This is a genomic window from Natrialba swarupiae (genome assembly GCF_008245225.1).
Lineage (GTDB): Archaea > Halobacteriota > Halobacteria > Halobacteriales > Natrialbaceae > Natrarchaeobius > Natrarchaeobius swarupiae.
Window position 1 is genome coordinate 57,619 of sequence record NZ_VTAW01000017.1, and the last position, 22,758, is coordinate 80,376.

Sequence of the window (22,758 nt, forward strand, 5' to 3'; positions counted from 1 at the left end):
GGTCGCTGCCGAAACGAGTGACATGACTGATCGGTCGAGAAGCGTGCGACGGTGGATCGAAATACCTACGTAAAGTGTCTTTTGTACTGGTACATAATAGCGATTCTACATTTTTGTGGGACCTCTGTCCGGCCTTTCACACCACTCAGTCAGATATCAACCAATGGCAGAACAGTTATATGAGCTGCTAAATTTATAGATCGATCGGGCAAAACGAGGTGGTCGCTGGCTCGGATCCACTGTGGAGAACGTTTCTGTTGGCGGTCCCGGCCGGTCGTTACTCGAGCAGGCCCTTCATGTATCCGACGACGAAGATCTTGCCGGTGATGTGGTAGCCGGGGATCGAGTTATCCTCGCCTTCCATCGTGGGGACGTGGTCGGGTCGGATGGGGCCGTCGAAGCCGATCTCGCGGTAGGCGTCGATGGCGGCCTGCATGTCGGTCGGCCCCTCGTCGTGCCACGTCTCGACGAAGGCGTCGCCGTCGCCGTCGACGTCGCGGAAGTGAACGAAGGTGATCCGATCGCCGAAGTGACGGATCGTCTCCGGCACGTCGACGCCCATCGCCGCGAAGTTCCCCTGACAGAACGTCAGGCCGTTGTACGGCGAGTCGACGATGTCGAGCACACGGTCGTACGCCTCCACGCTGTTGATGATCCTGGGCATGCCTCGAACCTCCTCGCGCGGCGGGTCGTCCGGGTGGAGACCGAGTTTGACGCCCGCCTCCTCGGCGACGGGAACGACGCGTTCGAGGAAGTACTCGAGGTTCTCCCAGAGATCCTCGGCGGTCGTCGTCTCGGCCGCAGCCGGCGTCGGACCCCGCCGCATCAGATCGTCGTCGTAGGACGTCGTCAGTGAGCCGCCGCGGGCGGGCGTCGTCGTCGACGTCCGGGCCCACCGGAGTCCGGCCATCCAGTCGTAACAGACGACCTCGACGCCGAGTTCGCCGAGATTTCGAAGCAAGGTACAGAACTCCTCGATCTCCTCGTCTCGGCCCTCGAGTGCGAGTCGCGTCTTGTCCGTCACCGGGACGCTCCCTTCGAACGCGGCGGGTTCGATCCCGTGGTCGCGATACCGGGAAATCAACGGCATGAGTTCGTCGTAACTCGAGGGACGGCTTCCGTCACCGATCTCGAGGGAGTGAAAGACGGCGTGGTCGACGCCGGCCTGTTTCGCGAGTTTCCACCGTTCGTCGGGTTCGGGGGGGAGTACGAGTGCGATGTCCATCGTTGTGACTCGAGAATCACCCCGTCGTCTCTTATGCTTTTCTTCGTTGCGTCGCGAAGCTGAACACACGTCTGCAGGATCGATAGCTATTCCTTTCGAACGGCCGAACCTCGAGCCATGCCACTCGAACGCATCGCGGTCACCGGCGGAAACGGGAAGATCGGCGAAGCGATCCTCGCGGAGTTCGCCGAGCACGGGTACGAGACGGTAAACATCGCACGAGGGAAACGCCGGGAGGAGGTCTCCGACGAGTTCCGCTCGACGGACCTGCTCGATGCGGGCGAGACGTACGGTTCGATCGCCCGCAGCGATGCCGACGCAGTCGTTCACATGGGAACGATTCCGGGACCGACGAACCACCCCGGATTCCGAACGTACGAGAGCAACGTGATGTCGGCCTACCACGTCCTCGAGGCTGGCCACGAACTCGGTCTCGAGTCGGTCGTTCTCCCCTCGAGTATCAACGCGATGGGCGCAGCCTACCAGAGGGCTCCGACCGACGTCCGGTATCTCCCCGTCGACGAGGATCACCCGCTGACCCCGCGAGATCCCTACGCGACGAGCAAGCACACGATGGAGGTCACCGCCGACGGCTTCGGCCGCCTTCCCGACGCCCCGACCATCTCGTCGCTTCGGTATCCGTGGGTCGCCACCGACGACGAACTCCGCGAGGAGTTCGCCGAAGCGGACCGCTCGCTCGCGGGACTCGAGGACGCCTGGCACCACACGACCCGCGACGTCGTCTTCTCGTATCTCCACATCGACGACGCGGCGTCGATCGCTCGACTCGCCGCCGAGGCCGAGTTCGACGGTCACGAGACCTTCTGGGCGGTCGCCACAGACACCTCGGCCGACGTTTCCTCCGAGCGACTGGCCGAGGAGTACTTCCCCGACGCGTCGATCGAATCACCCCTCGAGGGCCACGAAACCCTCATCAGCGTCGACAAAGCCGAGGAACGACTGGGCTGGACGCCCGAGCGAAGTTGGCGGGAGCTGTAACGAGACGGAGAGTCGACGGCGTCCTCCGGGTGTTTGCCGAGCGGCCGACGACACTCACCAGGTTTATCACCACCGGTACCCGTTTTCGAGGTATGGTTCAGACCGCGATTCAGTTGTACTCGCTTCGTGACATCGACGCCTCGCTCCCCGAGGTTCTCGACCTCGTCGGTGACACCAGCTTCGACGGTGTGGAGTTCGCCCACCGCGTCGGATCCGACGACGTCGACGTCGATGCCGTCCTCGAGGCGCTCGAGCGCAACGGGCTCGAGTCGGCGGCGGCCCACGTCGGACTCGAGGCCCTAGAGGAGGAGTACGAGGCGATGACGGAACTGTACGAGACGCTGGGCTGTGAGACGCTCGTCGTGCCGTGGCTCGATCCCAAACAGTTCGCCTCCGAAGATGCGGTCGCGGACACGGCCGATCGTCTCGAGCGGGTCGCCACCGATCTCGCCGAGGACGGGTTCGACCTCCACTATCACAACCACGACCAGGAGTTCGTCAGCCTCGGCGAGGGAACTGCGATGGACGAACTACTCGCGCGAGCGCCGACTGTCGGCTTCGAAATCGACCTCGGCTGGGCGCGTGCGGCCGGGGCCGACCCCGTCGAGGTCGTCGACGAACACGCCGATCGGATCTCCTACGCTCACTTCGCTGACGCCGACGCCGAGACGATGGCCTGTGTCGAACTCGGAGACGGCGACCTCGACGTCGAGGCCGCACTCGAGGCGGTCCGCCGTGCCGACGTCGAGTGGTACGTCTACGAGCACGACGAGCCCGACACACCCCGGGAGTCACTCGCCCACGGCGCCGAGACGCTCGACTCTTTCAGGTGAGTCGAGCCGCGAGCGAAGAGTAGAGACGTTCGAAGCGGACCGAGGGTCGCGGTCGCCGGTCGGTTCGCCGGTAGGGAGGCGACGGCTGTCATACGGTTTGCTGTCCATCAGTACCGCCGTGTCCGGGCCCGCTTTGCGGGAGCGGCGGGACACAGGGACAGCAATCCGTATCAGTCGTCTGCGGGCTCGGGTGAGAGCACACCCGATTCGATCATCTCCTCGAAGGGGTTGTCGTCGATCTCGAGTGGGAGGTCGACCCGGCCGCGCCGGCGGACCGACTCGTATCCCGCAAAGAGGATTTCGGCCGTGTTCAATCCGATCCGACCGCTGAGGGCCGGCTCGTCGCCGGAATCGAGCGAGTCTACCAGATGTTCGACGAGTCGGTCGTGGAAGAACGATCCGAGTCGATCGGCCGGTTCCGAGCCCGCGTTGTGGATGTTCTCGCCGTCGACGTCGATCACTTCGCGCTGGCCGCCGCGCTCCAGTTCGAGCATCGGTCCGCCGTCGACGTCGATCCGAACGGTGCCTTCGGTACCGCGCAGGACGAACGCGCTGTCGATCAGTTCGGTCCGCCTGCCGGTACTCGAGACGGCGTGGACGCCGTTGTCGTACGCCCACTGTGCCCACATCTGGTTTTCCTGATGCGCGCCGAATCGCACGTCCTCTTCCCGATAGTCGAGTTGTGCGATAACCCACTCGGCGGGGCGGTCGCCAGCGAACATGCCCGCGAGGTCGACCGAGTGGGCGCCCGTATCGTAAAAGTCACCCCAGCCGATCTCGATCCGGGAGAGGTCGCCAATCTCGCCTTCCTCCAGGAGACGGTTGGCTTCGGTGAACGGCTTCGCGAACCGCCGCTGTCGGTTGAACGTTAGTTGGGTGTCGTACCGCCAGCAGGCCTGGACCATCCGCTGGGCGCTCGCCCAGGTGTGGGACATCGGTTTCTCGCAGTTGATCGCCCGGACTGCGTCGTGTTTTGCACAGCCGACGACGATCGCCTCGTGGATCGCGGGCGGAACGGCGATGCTGACGATATCCGGACCGACCGCCTCGAGCATCCGCTCGTAGTCCTCGAAGACGTTCTCCGCGGGCACGTCGAACGCGTCGGCGAACGCGTCGCCGTTCTCGGGAACGACGTCGGCACACGCGACGACTCTGCACCGATCGTGATTTCGATACGCTTCCGCGTGGCGATACCCCATCGCGAAGCCGTCGACCGTCGGACTCGACGGATCCGGCCCCGTACCGATGATAGCTACTGTATGCTCGCTCATTCGTCTTCGATATCCTTTCCTAACGCCGGAAATAGTGCTTTCGGTTGGACATCGATCTCCCTGGTCACAAACCTTTATCCGAGTATAGCGACCCAGAACGAACATGCTCGAGACGACGTGGACGGGACGGAGGTCGGCGATTCGATGAGTATGTCGCCGAAAGAACGGTTCTGGGACGTCCTCTGTGAGTACCGGCCGTTTCTCCACTTGCTTTTGTTGTTTACGACGGTGCTTTTGGTGTTGACGGTGACCGCGATGGCGATGGGCGATCAGCAGACGGACGCCTACGTCATCTCGATCGTGACGATCGCAGTTCTCGTCGCGACGATCGTCCCGATCAGCTACTGCGTCTGGCGATGTGGAGCGATGACGAACGGCCGGTCCTGAGACGGTCGCCGTTCCGAGACGGTGCCGGTCGGACGCGAGTCCGATCGAACGCGGGAGGCCGCACGTGGCCGGGCGAACACCTTATACTATCGGACAACGGTCAGTGACGATTGTCGACCTCCCGTTCGGTCGACGACCTGTGACCCGGTTTGTCCGGCAGTATTATCAGTTCGACGCAGAAACGACGAACTATGGCCGAACAGAACGCAAGGACGAAAGAACTCCTGGACGCGGTACAGGACGATCCGACGGCAATCGACCTCGAACTCGCCGAGGAACTACTCGACGCCGAGGGCGCAAGCGGGCGAGCGACTGCACTACAGGCGATCTCGGTGATCGCGACCGAAGAACCCGATCGCGTGCTCGAGTACACCGACCGCGTCGTCGAACTCCTCGACGACGACGTCCTCTCCGTTCGGAGCACGGCGGCACTGGCACTGACGTCGCTCGCTCGAAATCGGCCGGACACGGTCGTCCCCGCCGTTCCGTCGCTCGTCGATATTCTCGGGGAGGAACCGCCGCTATTTCGGTTTCGCGCCGCGGGTGCGCTCGCGCCGCTGACGGCCGACCACCCCGACGCGTTCGTCGAACACACCGACCACCTATTCGAGTTGCTGCTCGATGGCCCGACGTTCGACGACGATCCACGAGCGATCGCGATGTCGGACGAACTCTCGGCCGAGGAAAAACAGCGTACGCTCTCGACTCTGGCGGGTCGCTCGGACGAGTGGAAACGGGCGCGGACCCGTTCGAACGCGGCGCGAGAGGTCGTCGCGAACGTCCTCGTCGAAGTCGCCCGGGTCGGCCCCGAGGAAATCGAATCGCGTCTCGATCGCATCCTCGAGATGCTCTCGGACGACGATGCGGCCGTCCGCGGCGCGGGAATCGAGATGATTCGACACGTCGCCGAAGACGATCCGGACGCAGTCGAGGACGCGATCGATCCGCTGCTGGCGTTGCTCGACGACGTCGAGTTCGTTCGTGCGCGGACGATCCGTGCACTCGGGTACGCCGAGGCGGGGCCGGCGATCGAACCGCTCCGGGAGATCGCGTCGACGGATTCGAACGACGACATCGCGGACCTGGCAGCGGATACAGCCGACTGGCTCGGCGAAAACAGCTAATTAGGTGCAAGACGACCCACCGGCAGAGAGCGATGCGAACCTTCCTGATAAATATGGTGTGATAACAGGAAGGTTTATATGATTCGAATAATCATAGTGAACTGTATGGCAGATTATGACACGATAGTGTCTCGACGAGAGATTCTTGCCGTCACGGGGGCAGCAGGTGCAGCAGCGCTCGCAGGTTGTTCGGACGACGCTTCCGGAAGCGGAGGGAACGGTGGAAATGGCGGAGACGGTACGACGGACCCAGGAGAGGACGTTCCGGATCACGCCGACGTCTACTTCCAGACGGCCGACGGCGAACACCAGGTCAGCGACTTCCAGTTCAACCCGCATCAGTGGGGCGGATACTCCCACATTTCGTTTGCCCTCTACGCGGAGTGGGCAAACTACATCATCGACCAGGGAGAGTACTACCCACACGCGGTAGCGGACTGGGAGGTCACCGACACCACGATGACACTTCACATCAGCGACGAGTTCACGTGGGGCAACGGTGACGACATCACCGCCGACGACTTCATGATGCAACTCGAGCTCGGTGAAGCGATGGACGACTCGTTGTACGACTTCGTCGACGAGGTCGAGGTCGTCGACGACTACACGATCGAAATCACGTACCCGGAGGGGACGAACCAGGAGATCATCGAGCACGTCGTCCTCGACCGCGATCTCGACCATCCGCCGGCCGACTGGGGAGACCTTCACGAAGCCTACCTGGACGGCGAGGACGTCACGGACGACCTGTTCGGTCACGAAGTCGAGGAGCCAACCCCCTCGGGATTCGTCGACCTCACGGAACTGGGCGAACAACAGGCGACGTTCGACGTCAGAGAGGACAGCCCGGTCGCCGACAACGTCAACTGGAACGGTTACCAGGTGGGGTACCGCTCGGGCAACGAAGCGTTCCATCAGTCGTTTGCGACCGGCGAACTCGACGGCGTCCACAGCCTCTTCGCCGGGCCCGGTGCCCTCCAGCAGTTCCCCGATACGCTCGAGCAGGTCCAGGTTCCCGGTGGTTTCGGGCTGGGAATGGTGTTCAACTACGATCACGAACACTTCGGCGAACGCGAGGTCCGGCAGGCGTTTGCCTACGCCATCGACTCGGAGACGGCGATTCTGTCGGTCGGTGCGGACTCCAAGATGGAGTTCCCCGTCCAAGGGGGACTCACGGTTCCGGCGACCCACGAGTGGCTCGACACTGACGAGTACAAGAGCTACGATCAAGACGTCTCCCGAACCGAGGAACTCCTCCAGGAGGCTGGATTCGAGCGAAACGACGACGACATCTGGGAACGCGACGGATCCGAACTCGAGGTCGATATCATCGTTCCCGCCGGCTGGAGCGACTGGGTGACACCGACCAGTACGATCGTCGACCAGCTCTCCCAGGCCGGCTTCGCCGCAGAACTCAACTCCCAGGATCAGGGTGTCTGGCAGGAGAACCTCTCGTCAGGTAATTTCTCCGTCGCCGCGTACGGACATACCGAGGGCGGAAACGCCTCGATGAACCATCCCTACTTCTCGTTCACCTGGAAGCTCGAGAATCGGGATCACGGCTCGGCGAACTTCTTTAGCTTCCCCGAAGACGAGGCGATTACGGTTCCCGACGGGGATGGTGGCGAAATCAGCGTCAATCCGCGTGAAGAACTGTCCGCGATCGCAAACACCAACGACGACGCGGAGCTACACGAGAGTGTCGGACGGCTCGCCCGGCTGTTCAACGAGGATCTCCCAATGTTGCTCATCGACGAGAAGTTCGAGCAGTCGTTCCTGAGCCGCGACGGGTGGCAGTTCCCCGCCCAGGAAGAGTCCCAACATTTCCAGGCGTTCTGGCCGCTGTACTGGCTAGCCAAACAGGACGAACTGAAGGCAACGACTGCAGCCGAAGACTAACTTCGACACTCTTCTATGAACTGGTTTATCAAACGGACCGGCCAGGCGATATTCACCCTCTGGGCAGTTGCAACCCTCTCGTTCGGGCTCATTCGACTGATGCCCGGTGGCGCGGCCGATATCATGGCCTCACGGCTACAACAGCAAGCACAGGGATCGAATATTCCGCGCGAGCAACTCCGGGAGATGGTCGCCTCCCAACTCAACGTCGACCCCGACGCGCCGATACACGAGGCCTACTACCAGTACATGTCCGCGCTCGTGCAAGGCGACTTCGGAAACTCGATCCGGTACGGTGGGCAGGAAGTGAACGCCATTATCGCCGATACCCTTCCCTGGACCCTGTTTCTCATGTCGCTTTCGACGCTCGGCATGTTCGCCATCGCCCTCTCGCTCGGCGCGATCATGGCCTACAAGGAGGGATCGACGTTCGACCTCGCGAACACCGGCGTCGGCATCCTCCTCAGTTCCATCCCCTACTACGTCGCCGCCGTCGTCTTCATCGCCTTTCTGGGTTATCGCACGCCGCTGTTTCCCGTCCGCGGGCGCTACCCATCCGGCGTCGATCCCGGCTTTACCGTCGAGTTCATCGGCGGTGCGTTCCACCACGCGATGCTCCCGGCACTGTCGTTTATCGTCACCGGCTACGGACTGCTCGCGCTCACCATGCGCGGCAACAGCATTCAGGTTCTCGGTGAGGATTACGTCAGAGTCGCCAGACTCCGCGGTCTTCCCGACCGACGGATCGCACTCCGCTACGTCGGCCGAAACGCCGTCCTTCCGCTCTATACCAGCCTCCTCATCTCCATCGGCTTCATGTTCGGCGGCTCGATCATCCTCGAGATCCTCTTCCAGTACCGCGGCATCGGCTTCGAGATGAACGAAGGGATCATCTACCGGGATATGCCGCTGATGATGGGGACGTTCCTGGTGATCACCTTCGGCGTCGTCATCGCACTCTGGATCGGCGACGCCACGTACGGCAAACTGGATCCGCGGATCAAGTCGGGTGATGACAGTGAAGCCTACTGACGACGACGCAGTGAAGCCTACCGACGGGGGGTCGTCGTCAGTAGACGGCTCCCGCACGGACGGCGGGCAGATGTTCTCCCAGGCGGAGATAACGGAGGTTACCCGAACGCAGCGGTACCAGGAGTGGTTCGCCGAGTCCATCGCCGAACCGTTCCGAATCGCCTGGAGCGACTGGCGAACCAAAGTCGGCCTCCTGATCATCGCCGGCTTTCTCCTCATGGGGCTGGTCGCCTGGATCTCCTCGTCGACCTGGTTCGTCCTCGAGCGCATCGTCCTCGTCGATTCACCGATCGCCAACCAGGGCTCCCCTCGGCTCCAGCCACTCGAGGACATGAGCCATCCCCTCGGCACGGACATGAACGGCCGAGATCTCATCTCGGGCGTCGTTCACGCGACGCCGACGATGATCCAGATGATCCTCGCCGGCGCGGTGTTCGCCATCGTCGTCGCCGTGATCGTCGGCACCGTCGCGGGCTACAAGGGCGGCACGACCGAAACCGTCCTCATGACGGCGAGCGACGTCGCAATGACCATCCCCGGATTGCCGCTCGTGATCGTCCTCGTCGTCCTCATCGAACCGCAGTCGCCGTGGCTGATCGGCATCATCATCACGATCAACGTCTGGGCCGGCATCGCCCGGACGATCCACTCGCAGGTGCTGTCCTTGCGCGAAAACTCCTACGTCGAAGCCTCCCGCACGATGGGCATCGGTACGCCGACGATCATCCAGAAGGACATCCTGCCGAATCTCATGCCGTACGTTCTCGTCAACTTCGTCTACGCCTCCCGGCGCGTGATCTACGACAGCGTCGCGCTCTACTTCCTCGGCTTTCTCTCGTTCCGAGGCGTCGAGAACTGGGGCGTCATGATGCACCTCGCGTACGCCAACGCGAGTGCGCTGTTGAACCCGGAGGCGACGTACATGCTGATCGTCCCGATGCTTCCGATCGTCGTCCTTTCGTTCGGATTGATGCTGTTCGCACAGGGAACCGACAGGCTATTTAGCCCCCGCGTGCGGACGAGAAACGAAGGGAAATCGAACACCGATGAGACCGACGAACCCGACCCAATGACGGGGGTGTGACGATGAGTATGCACGAATCCACGACCGACCGAGACCTGTACCAGACCGCCGACCCGATCGTCGAGATTCGGGACGCGGAGGTCGTCTTCGAGATGGACCGCGGCGTCTCCCGAGTGCTCGAGAGCGCCGACCTCGACATCGAACGAAACGAAATCCTCGGCATCGTCGGCGAAAGCGGAAGCGGCAAATCGATGCTCGCCTCCGCCATGCTCGACGCCGTCGTCGAACCCGGAATTCTCTCCGGACAGATTACCTACCATCCCGACGAGAGGGAGTCCGTCGACGTCCTCGAACTCGACGACCGCGAACTCAAGAAACTCCGCTGGGAGGACATCTCGATGGTCTTCCAGGGCGCGATGAGTTCGTTCAACCCGACGATGAACGTCGGCGGCCACTTCACCGAGACCCTCGACGCCCACAACTACGACGTCGAGGCCGGCATGAACAGGGCACGTGAACTCCTCTCGGATCTCTACCTCGAGCCCGAGCGGGTGCTCGAGGCCTACCCACACGAACTCTCCGGCGGGATGAAACAGCGGGCGCTCATCGCGCTCTCGGTCGTCCTCGAGCCGGACGTCCTCGTCATGGACGAGCCAACGGCCGCACTCGACCTCCTGATGCAGCGATCGATCCTTTCGTTGCTCGAGAAGTTAAAAGAGAAGTACGACCTGACGCTCGTGTTCATCACGCACGACCTGCCGCTGGTGGCCGAACTCGCAGACCGGATGGCCGTCATGTACGCCTTCCAACTGGTCGAGATCGGCCCGACCGAGGAGATCCTCGAACACGCGGCACATCCCTACACGCGGGCGCTGTTGAACGCGACCCCGAACCTCGATGCGCCGCTATCCGAGATGCGCCCGATCGACGGCTCCGCACCGGATCCGGTCGACGTGCCAGCCGGCTGTTCGTACCATCCACGGTGTCCGCTCGCCGACGACACCTGCGTCGCCACCGACCCCGACTACCACGGCGTCTCCGAGAGCCACGGCGTTGCCTGCCACCACTGGGCACACGCCGCCGAGGAGATTCCGTTCAACGTCGACGCCGCCGAGGCGACCACCGGAGGTAATCAGCGATGAGCGACCACCTCGTCTCCCTCGAGAACGTGGAAGTCCACTTCGAGGAGAGTCAGGGGCTGCTTGATTTCGGCGATCCGGAGGTCGTCCAGGCCGTCGACGGCGTCTCGCTCGACATCGAAGAGAACGACGTCGTCGCGCTGGTCGGCGAGTCGGGCTGTGGAAAGACCACGCTCGGCAAGACCGCGATCGGCCTCCAGCGGCCGACCGGCGGGAGCGTCTCCTACCGCGGCCAGGACATCTGGGACGCGAAAGACAATCGTGGCGACGTCGACATCCCTCACGACGAGATCCGCCGCTCGCTCCAGATCATCCACCAGGATCCGGGGAGTTCGCTCAACCCGAACCGCCGCGTGATGAAGATCCTCGAGGCACCGCTGAAACGCTGGCAGGGACAGATGAGCGCGGGCGATCGCCGCCGAGAGGTGCTCTCGATGCTCGAGCGGGTGGGGATGACGCCGCCTGGCGACTACGCGGGGCGGTACCCCCACCAGCTTTCGGGCGGGGAGAAACAACGCGTCGCGCTCGTGCGAGCGCTGTTGATGGACCCCGATCTCATCCTCGCCGACGAGGCGATCAGCGCACTCGACGTCTCGCTTCGCGTCGAGATGATGGACCTGATGCTCGATCTGCAAGCCCAGTTCGATACCTCCTTCATCGCCGTCTCGCACGACCTCTCGAACGCGCGCTACTTCGCCTCCCACGGCGACGGACGGATCGGCGTAATGTACCTCGGCCGACTCGTCGAGATCGGGCCGGCCGAAGAGATCATCACCAACCCCAAACATCCCTACACGAAGGTTCTCCGGTGGGCGACGCCCGACCTTCGGGCAGGGGTCGACTCCGGCGATCCGCCGGTTCGAAAGATCGACATCCCCGATCCGAAGAACCCGCCGTCGGGCTGTCGGTTCCACACCCGGTGTCCGGAGGCACGAGACGCCTGTCTGCGGGAGGATCCCGGCGCGTACGACGTCGGATCCGATCACGAAGTCGCCTGCTTTCGCGAACTCGACGAGCACGAGTACTGGTCGAGTTCGCCGCTCGCAGACGACGAACTCGACGACACGTCGTCGCCAGCCTCGACAAAGTGACGGTGCCTACCGGTGGCCGGTTCGAAACCGTGACGGATGCCGCTTTCGAATCCGTCCCCGGCTGGTTCGTCGATCGGACTCGTCGCCGAAGAGAACGCCGACAGCGTTCCAGAGAATAGAGCCACGACAGGGCGGACAATTCGTGATTAGGCGACTACAGTTCTCCTGTAACCAGCTCGTACTCTATGTCAATTTTCGATTACGTATTGAAAAATAATATAATACTGATGAATCCCATTACGGACTATTTCCCAGGCTTCTGACTCCGATCCGATAGCCCCACAAGCAAACACAGTCTCACAGAAAACATAGTTCGATGCGATCGTTCGGTATACCGCCTGAAATAGAGCGTGTATGGTTGTGGCGGTTTCGACGCATGAAACGGATCTTCCGGTCACCAAAAGTAATATACTAATTTATGATTTGTCCCCTACCCATCCCTTATGATATATGTATTAGATAGTATATTATCGGACCGTAATTGGGAGCCAGTCATCGGTTCTCGAGTAATAATCGATTGACCGGATCCGTGACGGTGTAATACGTTGATAGGTCACCAACCGCGGCCGCAAGGATCGGAATAACCACCCCGGCGGCCGACGAAGTCGAGGACAGATGCAACCGAGACGAGTACGGCTACCGACGATGGGTCAGACGGTCCAAGGATCATCGAACGCCGGACGGAACCGCGCTAAGCCCCGGAGTGGTCGCTGCGTCAGATTCTGTCGGACTCTCCGGTTCGACGTCCGGTTCGAGTGTCCCGTTCGATCCGCTACCGTCGGTCTCCTCGATGACGTATCGCTGACCGAGCATCGGATCGAGTAACTCGTCGACGCCGCCGCGGTCGTCCCGCAACACCGGCGCGTCGTCGGTGTTCGGATAATCCATTCGGTTGTCGACGGCGTCCGCCAGGTCGACGCCGAGGTCGCGCTCCGCGTTTCGTCGTTCGAGGTCGGCCTGGCTGAGATCGCTGTCGGCGTTCGTCGCCACGACCTGAATGTTCTGAATCGCACTCGATGGCGACGTTCGGAAGCTGTAGACGTCGGGAAAGACCGTCTCCATCGTTCGATGCTGGGCTCGGTAGAACTCCGATCCGGAGCCACTGGGTGCGGAGATGACGTTGGCATAGAGAACGCCGTCGTCGCTCAGTCGATCCGACGCGAGTTCCATGAACTCGACCGTGGTGAGGTGAAACGGCACCTGGTCCTGTTTGTAGGCGTCGAGGACGATCACGTCGTACGTCTCGTCGGTGTTCTCGAGGAACTGCCGTCCGTCCTGGGCGTAGACGTTCAGATCCTCGTTTTCCTCGAGTCCGAAGGACTCCTCTGCGGCGTTGGTCACCGCCGGATCGATCTCGACGACATCGACCGTCGCGTCGTACCGCTGTTCGAAGTCCTGGGGGCCGGTGAAACCGCCGCCACCGACGAACAACACCCGCTCGACGTCCTGGTGGTCGTCAACCGCGAGCATCGAGAGGTGAAAGTACCGCGTATACGTGAAGACGTGGCGATCCGGATCGGAGAGATCCGTGGCGCTGTGGCGCGAGCCATCGAGATACATCGTCCGCTCGTCACCGTTGTCGACGATCTCGAGGTGCTGGTGTGCGGTGTGCTCCTCGTAGACGATGTCACCACGGTGGTCGAGTGCAACCGGACTCACGCCGGCTGCGACAACGAGCAATACTGCGATCGCGACGCTCGCCATCGTCGGCTTGCGGGGGAGCCCTGGAAGCGTGAGTCCGACGGCCGTCGCGACCAGAACGAACCCGAACAGCAGGCCGATCGTCTCGATCGTCATCGCGGGAATGAGCACGAACGTCGTCGCCGCCGAGCCGACGATACTCCCGATCGTCCCGAGCGCGTAAACGTGACCCGACGCCTCGCCGACCCCCTGTTTCTGCGAGAGTTCGGCGGCGTACGGGCTGATGAATCCGAGCAAGTACGTCGGCGGGCCGAACAGCGCAATAACTGCCGGCAACGAGGCGTACCGAGGCGGCAGCGGCAGCGTCGACGTATACGCGAGCAACAGATCGCCGGCGTAGATCACGATCCCGACGTAGACTGCGGTCGCGAGCATGATCCAGCTCATCTGCCGGTTCGTCGCCAGTGACGCCCGTTTCCCGCCCTGCCAGTAGCCGAGGCTCAACGCGATCAGAAAGACGGTCAGGATCCCGCCGACCGTGTAGATGTGACTCCCGAACTGAGGCGCGACGATTCGAACGGCGAGAATCTCGAGGCCCATGCTGGTGACCCCCGAGACGAACACCGCGACCTCGGGTTTGGTGGGCCGGTACGACGCGAGCGCCCGTCGGTCCATACCACGACAAAACCGCGGTCGGTTGTGTACCTGTTGTTTCGACACACCGACTCCACCGTCAGGAAGACGCTCGTCCGTCGACTGCTTACGGTTTGATTACGAACTGCGTGATCGCGAAGATGACCAGCGCGACGAACGCGACGTTGACGAGCGTTAACTCGGTCGCACCCATAAACGAGAGCCCCCAGACGACCGTCCATCCGAACAGGACGGAAAGGGCGACGTTGAACAGCGCTGCCACTCGTGGATCGCCCTCCGAGGACTCGAGTCCGTCGCGAAACCCCTCCCGCTCGTCGTCGCTCATGTCAGTAGAGGCGTCCGTCGCGTACTTAGTCGTTTTCGTCGTTGCGTAAGATCGATCACCGAACGTTATCCGGCAGGGGTCTAAACGAGTGTGGTATGCGAGACGTATCGATTTCCGGATTCATACAGGAAACGCCGGGCGTGCTTCGCCGACACCTCGATCCCGCGACCGTGGTCGAAGCCGAAGGGTCGTTCACACCCTCGAGCGTCGACGAGCGCGAGGAAGAAACGATCGTCGTCGCGTCGGGACCTGGCCTCGAGTTCCCACTTCGGTTCGAGAACCGCGACGACGCAATCGTCTACACGCAGGCGAGCGAGGACGGCCCGTTCGCCCGGATGGAGACCCGGATCGAGTTCGACAGGGAAAACGAGGGAACACGGGTAACGATCCACTCCTCGGTCGAACTCGCCGCACCGATTCCCTTCGGTGACCGGATCGCCACATGGAAGCGGCGTCGCGAACTCTCCCGAATGCTCGAGGCCGTGACTCGAGACCTTGAGTAACCCGAGTTAGCGCAGGACGACCCTCCCGCCGACCTCGCTGGGGAACGGGTTCTCGATCGACCCGTCCTCGACGGCACCGGGAGTGCAGACGCAATCCCGGAGGGAGTCACGAAGCGCGGCTTCGTCGAACTGGCCGATGAAGACGAGTTCGGTCCGGCGGTCGCCGTGCTCGTCGTCCCAGGGTTCGTCTGGGTGATTTCGGCGGTAGAGACGCTGCTGGGCGGCCGGTCGCGTCGCGACCCAGTTCCCCCGTGCTTCGGCCACCACGGAGCGCCCGGCCTGACTGAGCTGGATCAAGAGATCGTGGCGACCCGCGATCCAACACTTCCCTTTCGCTCTGACGACCGACTCGGGCAACTCCTCGAGAAACGAGGCGAATCGGGTCGGATGAAACGGCTCGGTTCGCCGGACCGTGATCGACGTGACGTCGTAAATCTGGTCAGGGGTTCGGTGATCGTGTTCGTGGTCGTTGTGGCCGTGTTCGTCGTGTTCGTCGTGGCCGTGATCGCTATGGCCGTGTTCGTCGTGTTCGTCGTGGCCGTGATCGCTATGGCCGTGGTCGTCGTGGTCGTCGTGGCTGTGATCACCGTGGTCGTCGAGATGTCCGTGTTCTCGAGCGTGCTCGAGCGCGCGTTGCCAGCCGGGGAGGTCACCGAGTTCGTCGGGATCGAACAGTTCCCGACCGAGAAGCCGGCTGGGATCGATCTCGCTGAACGTCGTTCGGTGGATCTCCGCGTCGGGCTGGAGCGCTTCCACGATCGTCTCGAGTCGGTCGAGGTCGTCCGCGTCGAGGAGATCCGCCTTGTTCAACAGGACGACGTTGCTGAACTCGAGTTGTTCGACGAGCAGGTCAGAGAGCGGCCGATCCTCGGCGTCCGGTGGTGTCTCCCGCTCGAGCGATTGGCCCTCGACGGCGTCGAGGAGTAGACTGGCGTCGACGACTGTGACGAGCGAGTCGACCTCGTAGCGCTCGGCAGCGGCCGACCCGGTCGTGAACAGCCGTGCGACCGGCGCGGGTTCACTGATCCCGGAGGATTCGACGACCAACTGGTCGAAGTCGTAGCCCCGAGCCAACCGACGAACTTCGGTCTCGAGGTCGTCCTGAAGCTCACAGCAGATACAGCCGTTGCTCAACTCGGCGATGCCATCTCGCGCGAGATCGGTTTCGTCCTCGAGCAACGCCGCGTCGACGTTGACGTCGCCCATGTCGTTGACGAGGACGGCGATGCGCCGATCGGTGCGCTCGAGAAGGTGGTTGAGTAGCGTCGTTTTCCCGGCACCCAGGTTCCCGCTGACGACCGTCACCGGTATTCGCCCCGAATCCATAGCTGTCGAATTAACGCCCAACTCGTATAATAGAACTGGTCGCTGGCTCGGGCGATATGCTTTTGGCCCGACGTTCGAAACGTCCTGGCATGAGTCTGGTTCGTCGTATCGTCGCATACAAAAACGCACTCGAAGGATGGTTGCGCGATCGGTTCGAGGACACGCTACCCGGTCTCTGGGCGCGTGGGCTGTACCACGGGCTGTTCTCACATCCGGCGTACGAAATCATCGAACTCGAGGCCGAGGACATCGAGGACGCGTTCATGGTCGCGTGCTTTCCCGACGCGTTCGGCATTCCGAGCCCGGTCTCATACTATACGGCCGAGTTACTGCCGTATCTCGAGGACGAATACGAACAGTGGCAACGGCGGATGTGGGACCGCGGGAGCCTCCTCGAGCGAAAAGGAAAGCAGCTTCACTTCTGATGGGTGGAACACGATTCGTCTTCTTCGGCGGGAAAGGTGGCGTCGGAAAGACGACGGTCTCGAGTGCGTTCGGACTCGACAGTGCACGGGCGGGCGATCGGACCCTGCTCGTCTCGACCGATCCGGCCCACAGCACGGGCGACGTCTTCGAGCAGTCCTTCGGCGACGATCCACAGCGCGTCGAGAGCTATGAAAACCTCTGGGCGATGGAGATCGATCCCGAACGCGAGATCGCCGACCACCTCCAGGGGATCAAACGGAAACTCAACAGTCAGCTGAGCGCGTCGATGATCAACGAGGTCGACGTCCAACTCGAGATGGCCCACCAGACGCCGGGGGCCTACGAAGCCGCCCTGTTCGATCGGTTCATCGACGTGATGGCCAACGCCGAGGAGTACGATCGAGTCGTGTTCGACACCTCGCCGACCGGCGGAACGCTTCGATTGCTCTCGCTCCCGGAGCTCCTTCGGGACTGGGTCGAACAACTGCGGGCCAAGCGGATGCAAAGTGTCGAACTCTACGAGCGAGCAGCGATCGGGAAGCGCGAGCCCAGGCGAATGCGCGAGGGCGATCCTATCCTCGCCAGACTCGAGGAACGACGAGATCGGTTCGAGTTCGCCCACGAGACGCTTCGGACGGACGCCTCGTTCTATCTGGTGATGAACCCGGACGACCTCTCGCTTCGCGAGACCGAACGCGCGATCGACGCACTCGATGAGTACGATCTCGACGTCGGCGGAATCGTCATCAACAGAGTGACACCGGAACCCGAGTCTCACGAGGAGGGACGGGGCGCGTCGTACCTTCGCGAACGGTGTTCGAAAGAACGAGATCGGATCGAAGCGGCCCACGATCGCCTCGAGCCGCCGATTGTCGCGGAGATCGAGGCCCGCGTCGAGGAGATCAGGGGGCCGTTGCTCGCCGACGTCGCGGACGAACTCGATGTGATTCGCGCCGAGGAGCGCGATCAGTCCTCGACGCGATAGACGTAGCCGTCGGCGTCTTTGTACGCGGACAACCCGGTGTGATACCAGTTGTCACCCCCTCGGAGCGTGAACCGTTCGTCCTCGAGGGAGTCGTTGTCGTAGTAGCCGTCGGCGACGTTCCGGCCGGCGACGACGAGTTCACCACAGGCCTCGGATGAAACGGCCCCGTCGCCCTCGACGACCGGACACTCTTCGAACGCCAGGTTGACGATACGGGCCTGGCCACCGGGTACTGGGCGACCGAGCGACCGGTTGCTGCCGTCGACGTTCACCAGCGCGACCGGCCCCGTCTCGGTTCTGCCGTAGAAGTAGTACCGCTTCTCACAGCCGGCATCCGACAGCATCTCTCGAGCACTGGGAGGAAACGGACCACCTACCGAACCGGCGACCCGCAGCGACGAGAGGTCGACGCCCTCGAGCAGTTCGTCCGCGGCCAACCTGGCGTACATCGACGGAGAGAGGTGGAAGACGGTGATGTCGTGTGCGTCGAGCCGATCGACCGTGGCTTCGGCCGACGGATTCGCGATCAGGTTGTACCGACCACCTGTGAGGAGCGTCGCGTTGAGAACGGGGGTTATGTTGAAGAGGTGAGTCGCTGGGAGCACGCTGAGTTGTTCGTCTTCCGGACCGAGGCCACCTGGAACGATCTCTGCGACGGCTTCGGCGTTCGACCGAAGCGCCTCGTGTGAGAGAACCACACCCGTCTTTCTCGGCGTTTCCGTACCTGTATACGAGAGCAATGCGGGATCCTCGTCCGCTCGCTCGATGACTTCCCAGAAGTCGTAGAGCCCGTCGGTGTCGGTAAACGCCTCGAAGTCGACTCCCAGATTCGCACCGTCGCCGACCCGTACCAGCGCGTCGAGCGTGTCGACGTTCGAGAGAATACCCGTCACCTGATCGTCCGTCGCGACGACGACGTTCGCGTCGACCTGCCGTGTGATCACGGCTTTCTCTTCGGTTTCGAACCGGGGATTGATCGGCACAGCGATGCTCCCGTTTCGGAGCGTCCCGAGCAGTGAAACGACGAACGCGGTGCTGTTCGGGAGGCAAATCGGTACCGCATCGCCGGCTCTGACGTCGTACTCTCGAAGCCCTCCGGCGAACTCACTGGCCCGAATCCAGAGGTCTCGATACGTCAGCTCGTCGTTACCGTCTACGAGCGCTACCGAGAGCGGCTGCTGTTCAACGGTCTGGCGCACCGAATCCACCACGTTCGTCATACGTTCTAATATTCATAGAGAAGACTCGTACATAATAAATTCCATGAAAAATATGTCATGTTTAGGTGGGAGAACATTGGACCCCGGCGGTTCCAGTACACGCGAGCGATACGCAGTCGACGCAATAGAGGACCACGTGGTGGAAAATAGTGATTGATTGGAAGCCAGTGGCAAACAGTTACACCGCACTAGAGACGGAAATTGCTGCGGCCGACTCCACACCAATTGTTACAGCCTTTCCGAACATTCATTTCATATGTTTTATTGAGAAAGAACTTCGTTGATCTTCCTGGCCGTTGATTCACTTCGATCATCTGTGATAAATATAATTTATTATACTAAAACATGGTGATTGTTTGGGGGAGATTTAAGTCGTATTTATCCATGGTGTATCCTGGGGTATGAAACAATGGTACAGGTAGTTTGGATGGTCGCGTTCGTACTGATAACGTTCACAGTTGGATATCTCGGCTACTCGAGATATCTTGCGCAGTTCGTCGAACTTGACGACGAGCGGACAACACCGGCACACAAGTATCAGGATGGCCAGGAGTACGTGCCATCCAAGAAACCGGTCTTGCTCGGGCACCACTACTCGAGTATTGCGGGCGGGGCACCGATCGCTGGACCGATCACGGCCGCAGCCGCGTTCGGCTGGCTCCCCGCGCTGTTGTGGGTCGGTATCGGCAACCCGATTTTCGGCGCGGTGCACGACTTCATGTCGCTTTCCTCGAGCGTTCGCCACGAGGGGAAATCGATCGGATACATCATCGGCCAGTACGTCGGGAAACGCGGCAAGAACATGTTACTGTGGTTCGCGTTCCTGACGATCATCCTCGTGATCGCGGCGTTCGCGTTCCTCATCGCCGCGGTGTTCAACGCGTTCCCGGCGGCGGCCACCGCGAGTATCGTCTACCTCGCGCTTGCCGTTCTCTTCGGAGTCTATCTCTACCAGTTCGGGCTCCCGTTTATTCCGGGGGCGATCGCGTTCACCCTCGCCGTCTTCGGCGGTGTCTGGGTCGGCCTCGAGTTCCCGTTCGCGATCGTCGCGACGGAGACGATGCCCGCGGGAACGATCACGATCTTCGGTGAGGGTGCACTCAGCTTCCTCCCGCTCGCTGGCGCGATGGGTGCAAACTTCGCGGCGTGGACGATCGTCGTCGTCCTCTATGCGTTCGCCGCGAGCGTCCTGCCGGTCTGGGTGTTGCTCCAGCCGCGGGACTTCCTGACCTCCGCGATCCTGTACGTCGGTGTCGGGGGGATGTTGCTCGCCGTCATCGTCGCCACCGTAATCGGCTTCAGCCCAGTCACGATCGATGCCGTCTGGGATCCGGGAGTCGAGACGGTCACCGTCGACGCGCTGACTGCGAACCTGCCGGCGTTCACCGGATTCGTCCATCCGGCGCTCGGCCCGCTGTTCCCGTTCCTGTTCATCACGATCGCTTGCGGGACGATCAGCGGCTTCCACTCGCTGGTTTCCTCGGGGACGACGGCCAAACAGCTCGACAAGGAAACCGACGCGCGACTGATCGGGTATGGCGGCATGCTCGGCGAGGGCCTGCTCGCGGTGACTGCGATCCTCGCCGTCTCGCTCGTCGCCGGTGCCGGTGACAGCCTCGCTGCAGCGCTCGTCACGTTCCCGGCCGGTGGTGGCGCGTTGCTCACCGTCTACGGCCTCGGAGTCGCAACCGCGACGACGTTCATCGGCCTCCTGTTCGTGAGCTTCCTGCTCACCAGTACCGACACGGCGATGCGACTGGGTCGATACATGTTAGAGGAGATCATCGGCACGCCCGAGACCCAGATCGAGGAGACGTTCATGAACCGCTACGTGAACGCGAGCGTCGCCGCGATCGGTGGCTACCTCCTGGTCGCCTCCGGTACCTGGGAGAATATCTGGCCGCTCTTTGGCGGTGCGAACCAGACCCTCGCCGCGCTCGCGTTGCTCGTCGCGACGATCTGGCTCGCAAACTGGAGCGACACCAAACAGCTGATCAGCACCGGCGTCCCGCTCCTGTTCATGATCGGCGTCACGCTCGTCGGTCTCCTGTGGATCGGACTCCTCAGAAACCCGTTGACGATCCTTTCCGGCGAACCCGGGACGATCGAGTCGATATCACTCGGGCTACAGAGCATCATCGCGCTCGTCCTCGTCGGGTTGACACTCGGGTTACTCAAGATGGGATACACGAGCATCAAAGAGGCCAGAGACGGGCTCGATAGCGACTCGATCGTCGGCGCCGAAACGGGACCGAGCGACGACTAGCATCGATACCGTTTCCTCCGAGCTCCGGAACCGATTCCCGTCGTCCGGTTCCCGCCATCCACGCCCTCTTTCCGTCGACCGAACCCGACCAGTCGGTAGAGTTAGGTATCTCGAACTCGTCGGTCGACGTATGACCGATTCGTCCGAGAAGGAAGCCTGCGGCCGCTGTAGCATGAGTACCGTGGTCGATATGGCGACCGAAGACGGACACCGAAGCCGAGACCCCCTCGAGGGCGAGCGCATCGAACTCGAGGAAGAGGAACTGCGTCGGGTCAGCCCACACGTCGTCGTGCTGGGTCGTCTCAAATCGCGCCTCGACGCGTTCGCCCGGCGAGTCGCCTACGGCGCGTAACCACCACACGGAACGAGCGGGATAGACCGGCGCGTTTCGGGTGCTGATTAGAGTCCGAGCTTGCCGACTAGTCGACGGAACGGGCCACCTGACGTCCCATCGTCTGGGGACTCCCAGTGGACGAACGCCGGTTCGATCTCGGCACCGGGACTCGAGACGAACACCTCGTGTTCCGGGGCGGCGACGGCGAGTCGAATCTTGTACTCGCCGTTGTAGCCGAACTTCAACAGCGTCCGCTCCGAGAATTCCTCGACGAACGTCTCGACCTCGTCGGATATCTCCGGAGCGACGACGACGAACGTAAACGTCGTACTGAAGTGGTCCTCGTTCGCCTCGATCCACTCGTCGGCGAGGTCGTGGCCGAGGTCGACCAGCGACTCCAGTCGCGATTCGCTCACCCGCGACTCGCGGGTCACGAAGAGGTGTTCGTACGCCTCGTGGTTCGCGTACGTGACCGACGGGTGGAGGAAGTGTTTCGAACTCTCGATGCGCAACTCGCCGTAGAGGTCGAACCGTTCGGTCTCGACGACTCTCTCTTTCTCGAGATCGTAGTTGACGAACAGTCGGTCGGCGACCCGGTCGACGTACTCGTCTTCCCAGTCGGGAACACCCTCGGCCGCCCGGAGGCTGTGTTCTTCGTCCTGTTCGGCGTCTCCATCGACCGAATCAGCCCCATCAACATCCGATCCGATCCCGTCGGCAGCCGGAGTATCTCCCTCGTCATCCGGTTCGTCCCCGTCGACGGTAGACTCCGCGTCGTCGGGTCCGTGCACTCGAGCATCGCGTTCGGGCCCCTCCCCGTCCGGTTCGCCGTTCGTCTCGTTCGCTGGTCGGCCCGTCATATTCGATCTCGTCGGCTCGAAGGTTTCGGGCAGGCACACTTAAACCGTGCGCCACCATCACACGGTGGTTCGGACTGCGATCGAGCGCGGTCTGTACGGCGGATCGTCTCAGGGGGATTATCGTCGGGGGTCATCGGTTTCCTGTGACGGATCGAGAGACAGCCACGACAGACGAGGCCGAAACCGTCGGGTGG

Annotated in this window: 21 protein-coding genes; 14 read left to right on the forward strand and 7 right to left on the reverse strand. The window is 62.1% G+C overall.

What is annotated here, in order from left to right:
• Positions 1–277 precede the first annotated feature (277 nt).
• On the reverse strand, positions 278–1,225 hold the full coding sequence (locus FYC77_RS13370; protein ID WP_149081999.1) for a mannonate dehydratase: 948 nt from the start codon (positions 1,223–1,225) through the stop codon (positions 278–280).
• A 117-nt stretch (positions 1,226–1,342) separates the two neighbouring features.
• Between FYC77_RS13370 and FYC77_RS13375 the strand changes: the two genes are divergently transcribed.
• Both FYC77_RS13375 and FYC77_RS13380 read left to right on the forward strand, forming a co-directional pair.
• Positions 1,343–2,224 (forward strand): NAD-dependent epimerase/dehydratase family protein, encoded by an 882-nt coding sequence (locus tag FYC77_RS13375; RefSeq protein WP_149082000.1) that lies wholly within the window; start codon positions 1,343–1,345, stop codon positions 2,222–2,224.
• Positions 2,225–2,316: 92 nt separating this feature from the next.
• Positions 2,317–3,057 carry a sugar phosphate isomerase/epimerase family protein gene (locus tag FYC77_RS13380; protein ID WP_149082001.1) on the forward strand — a complete coding sequence of 247 codons (741 nt, stop codon included), beginning with the start codon at positions 2,317–2,319 and terminating at the stop codon, positions 3,055–3,057.
• A 170-nt stretch (positions 3,058–3,227) separates the two neighbouring features.
• Here the strand turns inward: FYC77_RS13380 and FYC77_RS13385 are convergent, their stop codons facing one another.
• Positions 3,228–4,328 (reverse strand): Gfo/Idh/MocA family protein, encoded by a 1,101-nt coding sequence (locus tag FYC77_RS13385; RefSeq protein ID WP_202911838.1) that lies wholly within the window; start codon positions 4,326–4,328, stop codon positions 3,228–3,230.
• A gap of 144 nt (positions 4,329–4,472) precedes the next feature.
• Between FYC77_RS13385 and FYC77_RS13390 the strand changes: the two genes are divergently transcribed.
• The 7 genes from FYC77_RS13390 to FYC77_RS13420 all read left to right on the forward strand — a co-directional run bounded on the left by FYC77_RS13390 (position 4,473) and on the right by FYC77_RS13420 (position 12,024).
• Positions 4,473–4,715, forward strand: a complete 243-nt coding sequence (locus tag FYC77_RS13390) for a hypothetical protein (protein WP_149082002.1) — start codon at positions 4,473–4,475, stop codon at positions 4,713–4,715.
• A gap of 191 nt (positions 4,716–4,906) precedes the next feature.
• Complete coding sequence (locus FYC77_RS13395; protein ID WP_149082003.1) at positions 4,907–5,839, forward strand: HEAT repeat domain-containing protein; 933 nt, start codon at positions 4,907–4,909, stop codon at positions 5,837–5,839.
• Positions 5,840–5,944: 105 nt separating this feature from the next.
• A complete protein-coding gene (locus FYC77_RS13400) occupies positions 5,945–7,738 on the forward strand; it encodes an ABC transporter substrate-binding protein (protein WP_162354531.1) in 1,794 nt (597 codons plus the stop codon).
• A 15-nt stretch (positions 7,739–7,753) separates the two neighbouring features.
• Positions 7,754–8,770 (forward strand): ABC transporter permease, encoded by a 1,017-nt coding sequence (locus FYC77_RS13405; protein WP_149082005.1) that lies wholly within the window; start codon positions 7,754–7,756, stop codon positions 8,768–8,770.
• Positions 8,751–9,854, forward strand: a complete 1,104-nt coding sequence (locus FYC77_RS13410; RefSeq protein WP_238386945.1) for an ABC transporter permease — start codon at positions 8,751–8,753, stop codon at positions 9,852–9,854. Before FYC77_RS13405 ends, FYC77_RS13410 begins: the two co-directional genes overlap by 20 nt.
• Before the next feature lie 8 nt (positions 9,855–9,862).
• Complete coding sequence (locus FYC77_RS13415; protein WP_238386946.1) at positions 9,863–10,936, forward strand: ABC transporter ATP-binding protein; 1,074 nt, start codon at positions 9,863–9,865, stop codon at positions 10,934–10,936.
• Positions 10,933–12,024: an ABC transporter ATP-binding protein gene (locus FYC77_RS13420; RefSeq protein ID WP_149082007.1), complete on the forward strand. Its 1,092-nt coding sequence runs from the start codon at positions 10,933–10,935 to the stop codon at positions 12,022–12,024. Before FYC77_RS13415 ends, FYC77_RS13420 begins: the two co-directional genes overlap by 4 nt.
• Positions 12,025–12,690: 666 nt before the next feature.
• Here the strand turns inward: FYC77_RS13420 and FYC77_RS13425 are convergent.
• Complete coding sequence (locus tag FYC77_RS13425; RefSeq protein WP_149082008.1) at positions 12,691–14,340, reverse strand: spermidine synthase; 1,650 nt, start codon at positions 14,338–14,340, stop codon at positions 12,691–12,693.
• An 85-nt stretch (positions 14,341–14,425) separates the two neighbouring features.
• Complete coding sequence (locus FYC77_RS13430; RefSeq protein WP_149082009.1) at positions 14,426–14,644, reverse strand: hypothetical protein; 219 nt, start codon at positions 14,642–14,644, stop codon at positions 14,426–14,428.
• Positions 14,645–14,739: 95 nt separating this feature from the next.
• Between FYC77_RS13430 and FYC77_RS13435 the strand changes: the two genes are divergently transcribed.
• On the forward strand, positions 14,740–15,147 hold the full coding sequence (locus tag FYC77_RS13435) for an SRPBCC family protein (RefSeq protein WP_149082010.1): 408 nt from the start codon (positions 14,740–14,742) through the stop codon (positions 15,145–15,147).
• Positions 15,148–15,153: 6 nt separating this feature from the next.
• On the opposite strand, the gene FYC77_RS13440 is transcribed toward FYC77_RS13435, so the two are convergent.
• Positions 15,154–16,473: a CobW family GTP-binding protein gene (locus FYC77_RS13440; protein WP_149082011.1), complete on the reverse strand. Its 1,320-nt coding sequence runs from the start codon at positions 16,471–16,473 to the stop codon at positions 15,154–15,156.
• An 89-nt stretch (positions 16,474–16,562) separates the two neighbouring features.
• Here FYC77_RS13440 and FYC77_RS13445 point away from each other — a divergent pair, with 89 nt between their 5' ends.
• Together FYC77_RS13445 and FYC77_RS13450 are read left to right on the forward strand one after the other, a co-directional pair.
• The gene (locus FYC77_RS13445; RefSeq protein ID WP_149082012.1) at positions 16,563–16,898 is read left to right on the forward strand and encodes a hypothetical protein; all 336 of its coding nucleotides are present in this window, start codon (positions 16,563–16,565) and stop codon (positions 16,896–16,898) included.
• The gene (locus FYC77_RS13450; RefSeq protein ID WP_149082013.1) at positions 16,898–17,884 is read left to right on the forward strand and encodes an ArsA family ATPase; all 987 of its coding nucleotides are present in this window, start codon (positions 16,898–16,900) and stop codon (positions 17,882–17,884) included. Before FYC77_RS13445 ends, FYC77_RS13450 begins: the two co-directional genes overlap by 1 nt.
• Here the strand turns inward: FYC77_RS13450 and FYC77_RS13455 are convergent.
• A complete protein-coding gene (locus tag FYC77_RS13455) occupies positions 17,866–19,083 on the reverse strand; it encodes a class I adenylate-forming enzyme family protein (RefSeq protein WP_162354532.1) in 1,218 nt (405 codons plus the stop codon). The genes FYC77_RS13450 and FYC77_RS13455 overlap by 19 nt on opposite strands.
• 430 nt (positions 19,084–19,513) lie before the next feature.
• On the opposite strand from FYC77_RS13455, the gene FYC77_RS13460 reads away from it, so the two are divergent.
• The gene (locus tag FYC77_RS13460; protein WP_149082015.1) at positions 19,514–21,370 is read left to right on the forward strand and encodes a carbon starvation CstA family protein; all 1,857 of its coding nucleotides are present in this window, start codon (positions 19,514–19,516) and stop codon (positions 21,368–21,370) included.
• Positions 21,371–21,500: 130 nt separating this feature from the next.
• On the forward strand, positions 21,501–21,722 hold the full coding sequence (locus tag FYC77_RS13465; RefSeq protein WP_149082016.1) for a hypothetical protein: 222 nt from the start codon (positions 21,501–21,503) through the stop codon (positions 21,720–21,722).
• 47 nt (positions 21,723–21,769) lie between these two features.
• On the opposite strand, the gene FYC77_RS13470 is transcribed toward FYC77_RS13465, so the two are convergent.
• Entirely contained in the window at positions 21,770–22,564 is a 795-nt protein-coding gene (locus tag FYC77_RS13470; RefSeq protein WP_202911839.1) for a hypothetical protein, read from the reverse strand.
• Positions 22,565–22,758: the final 194 nt, after the last annotated feature.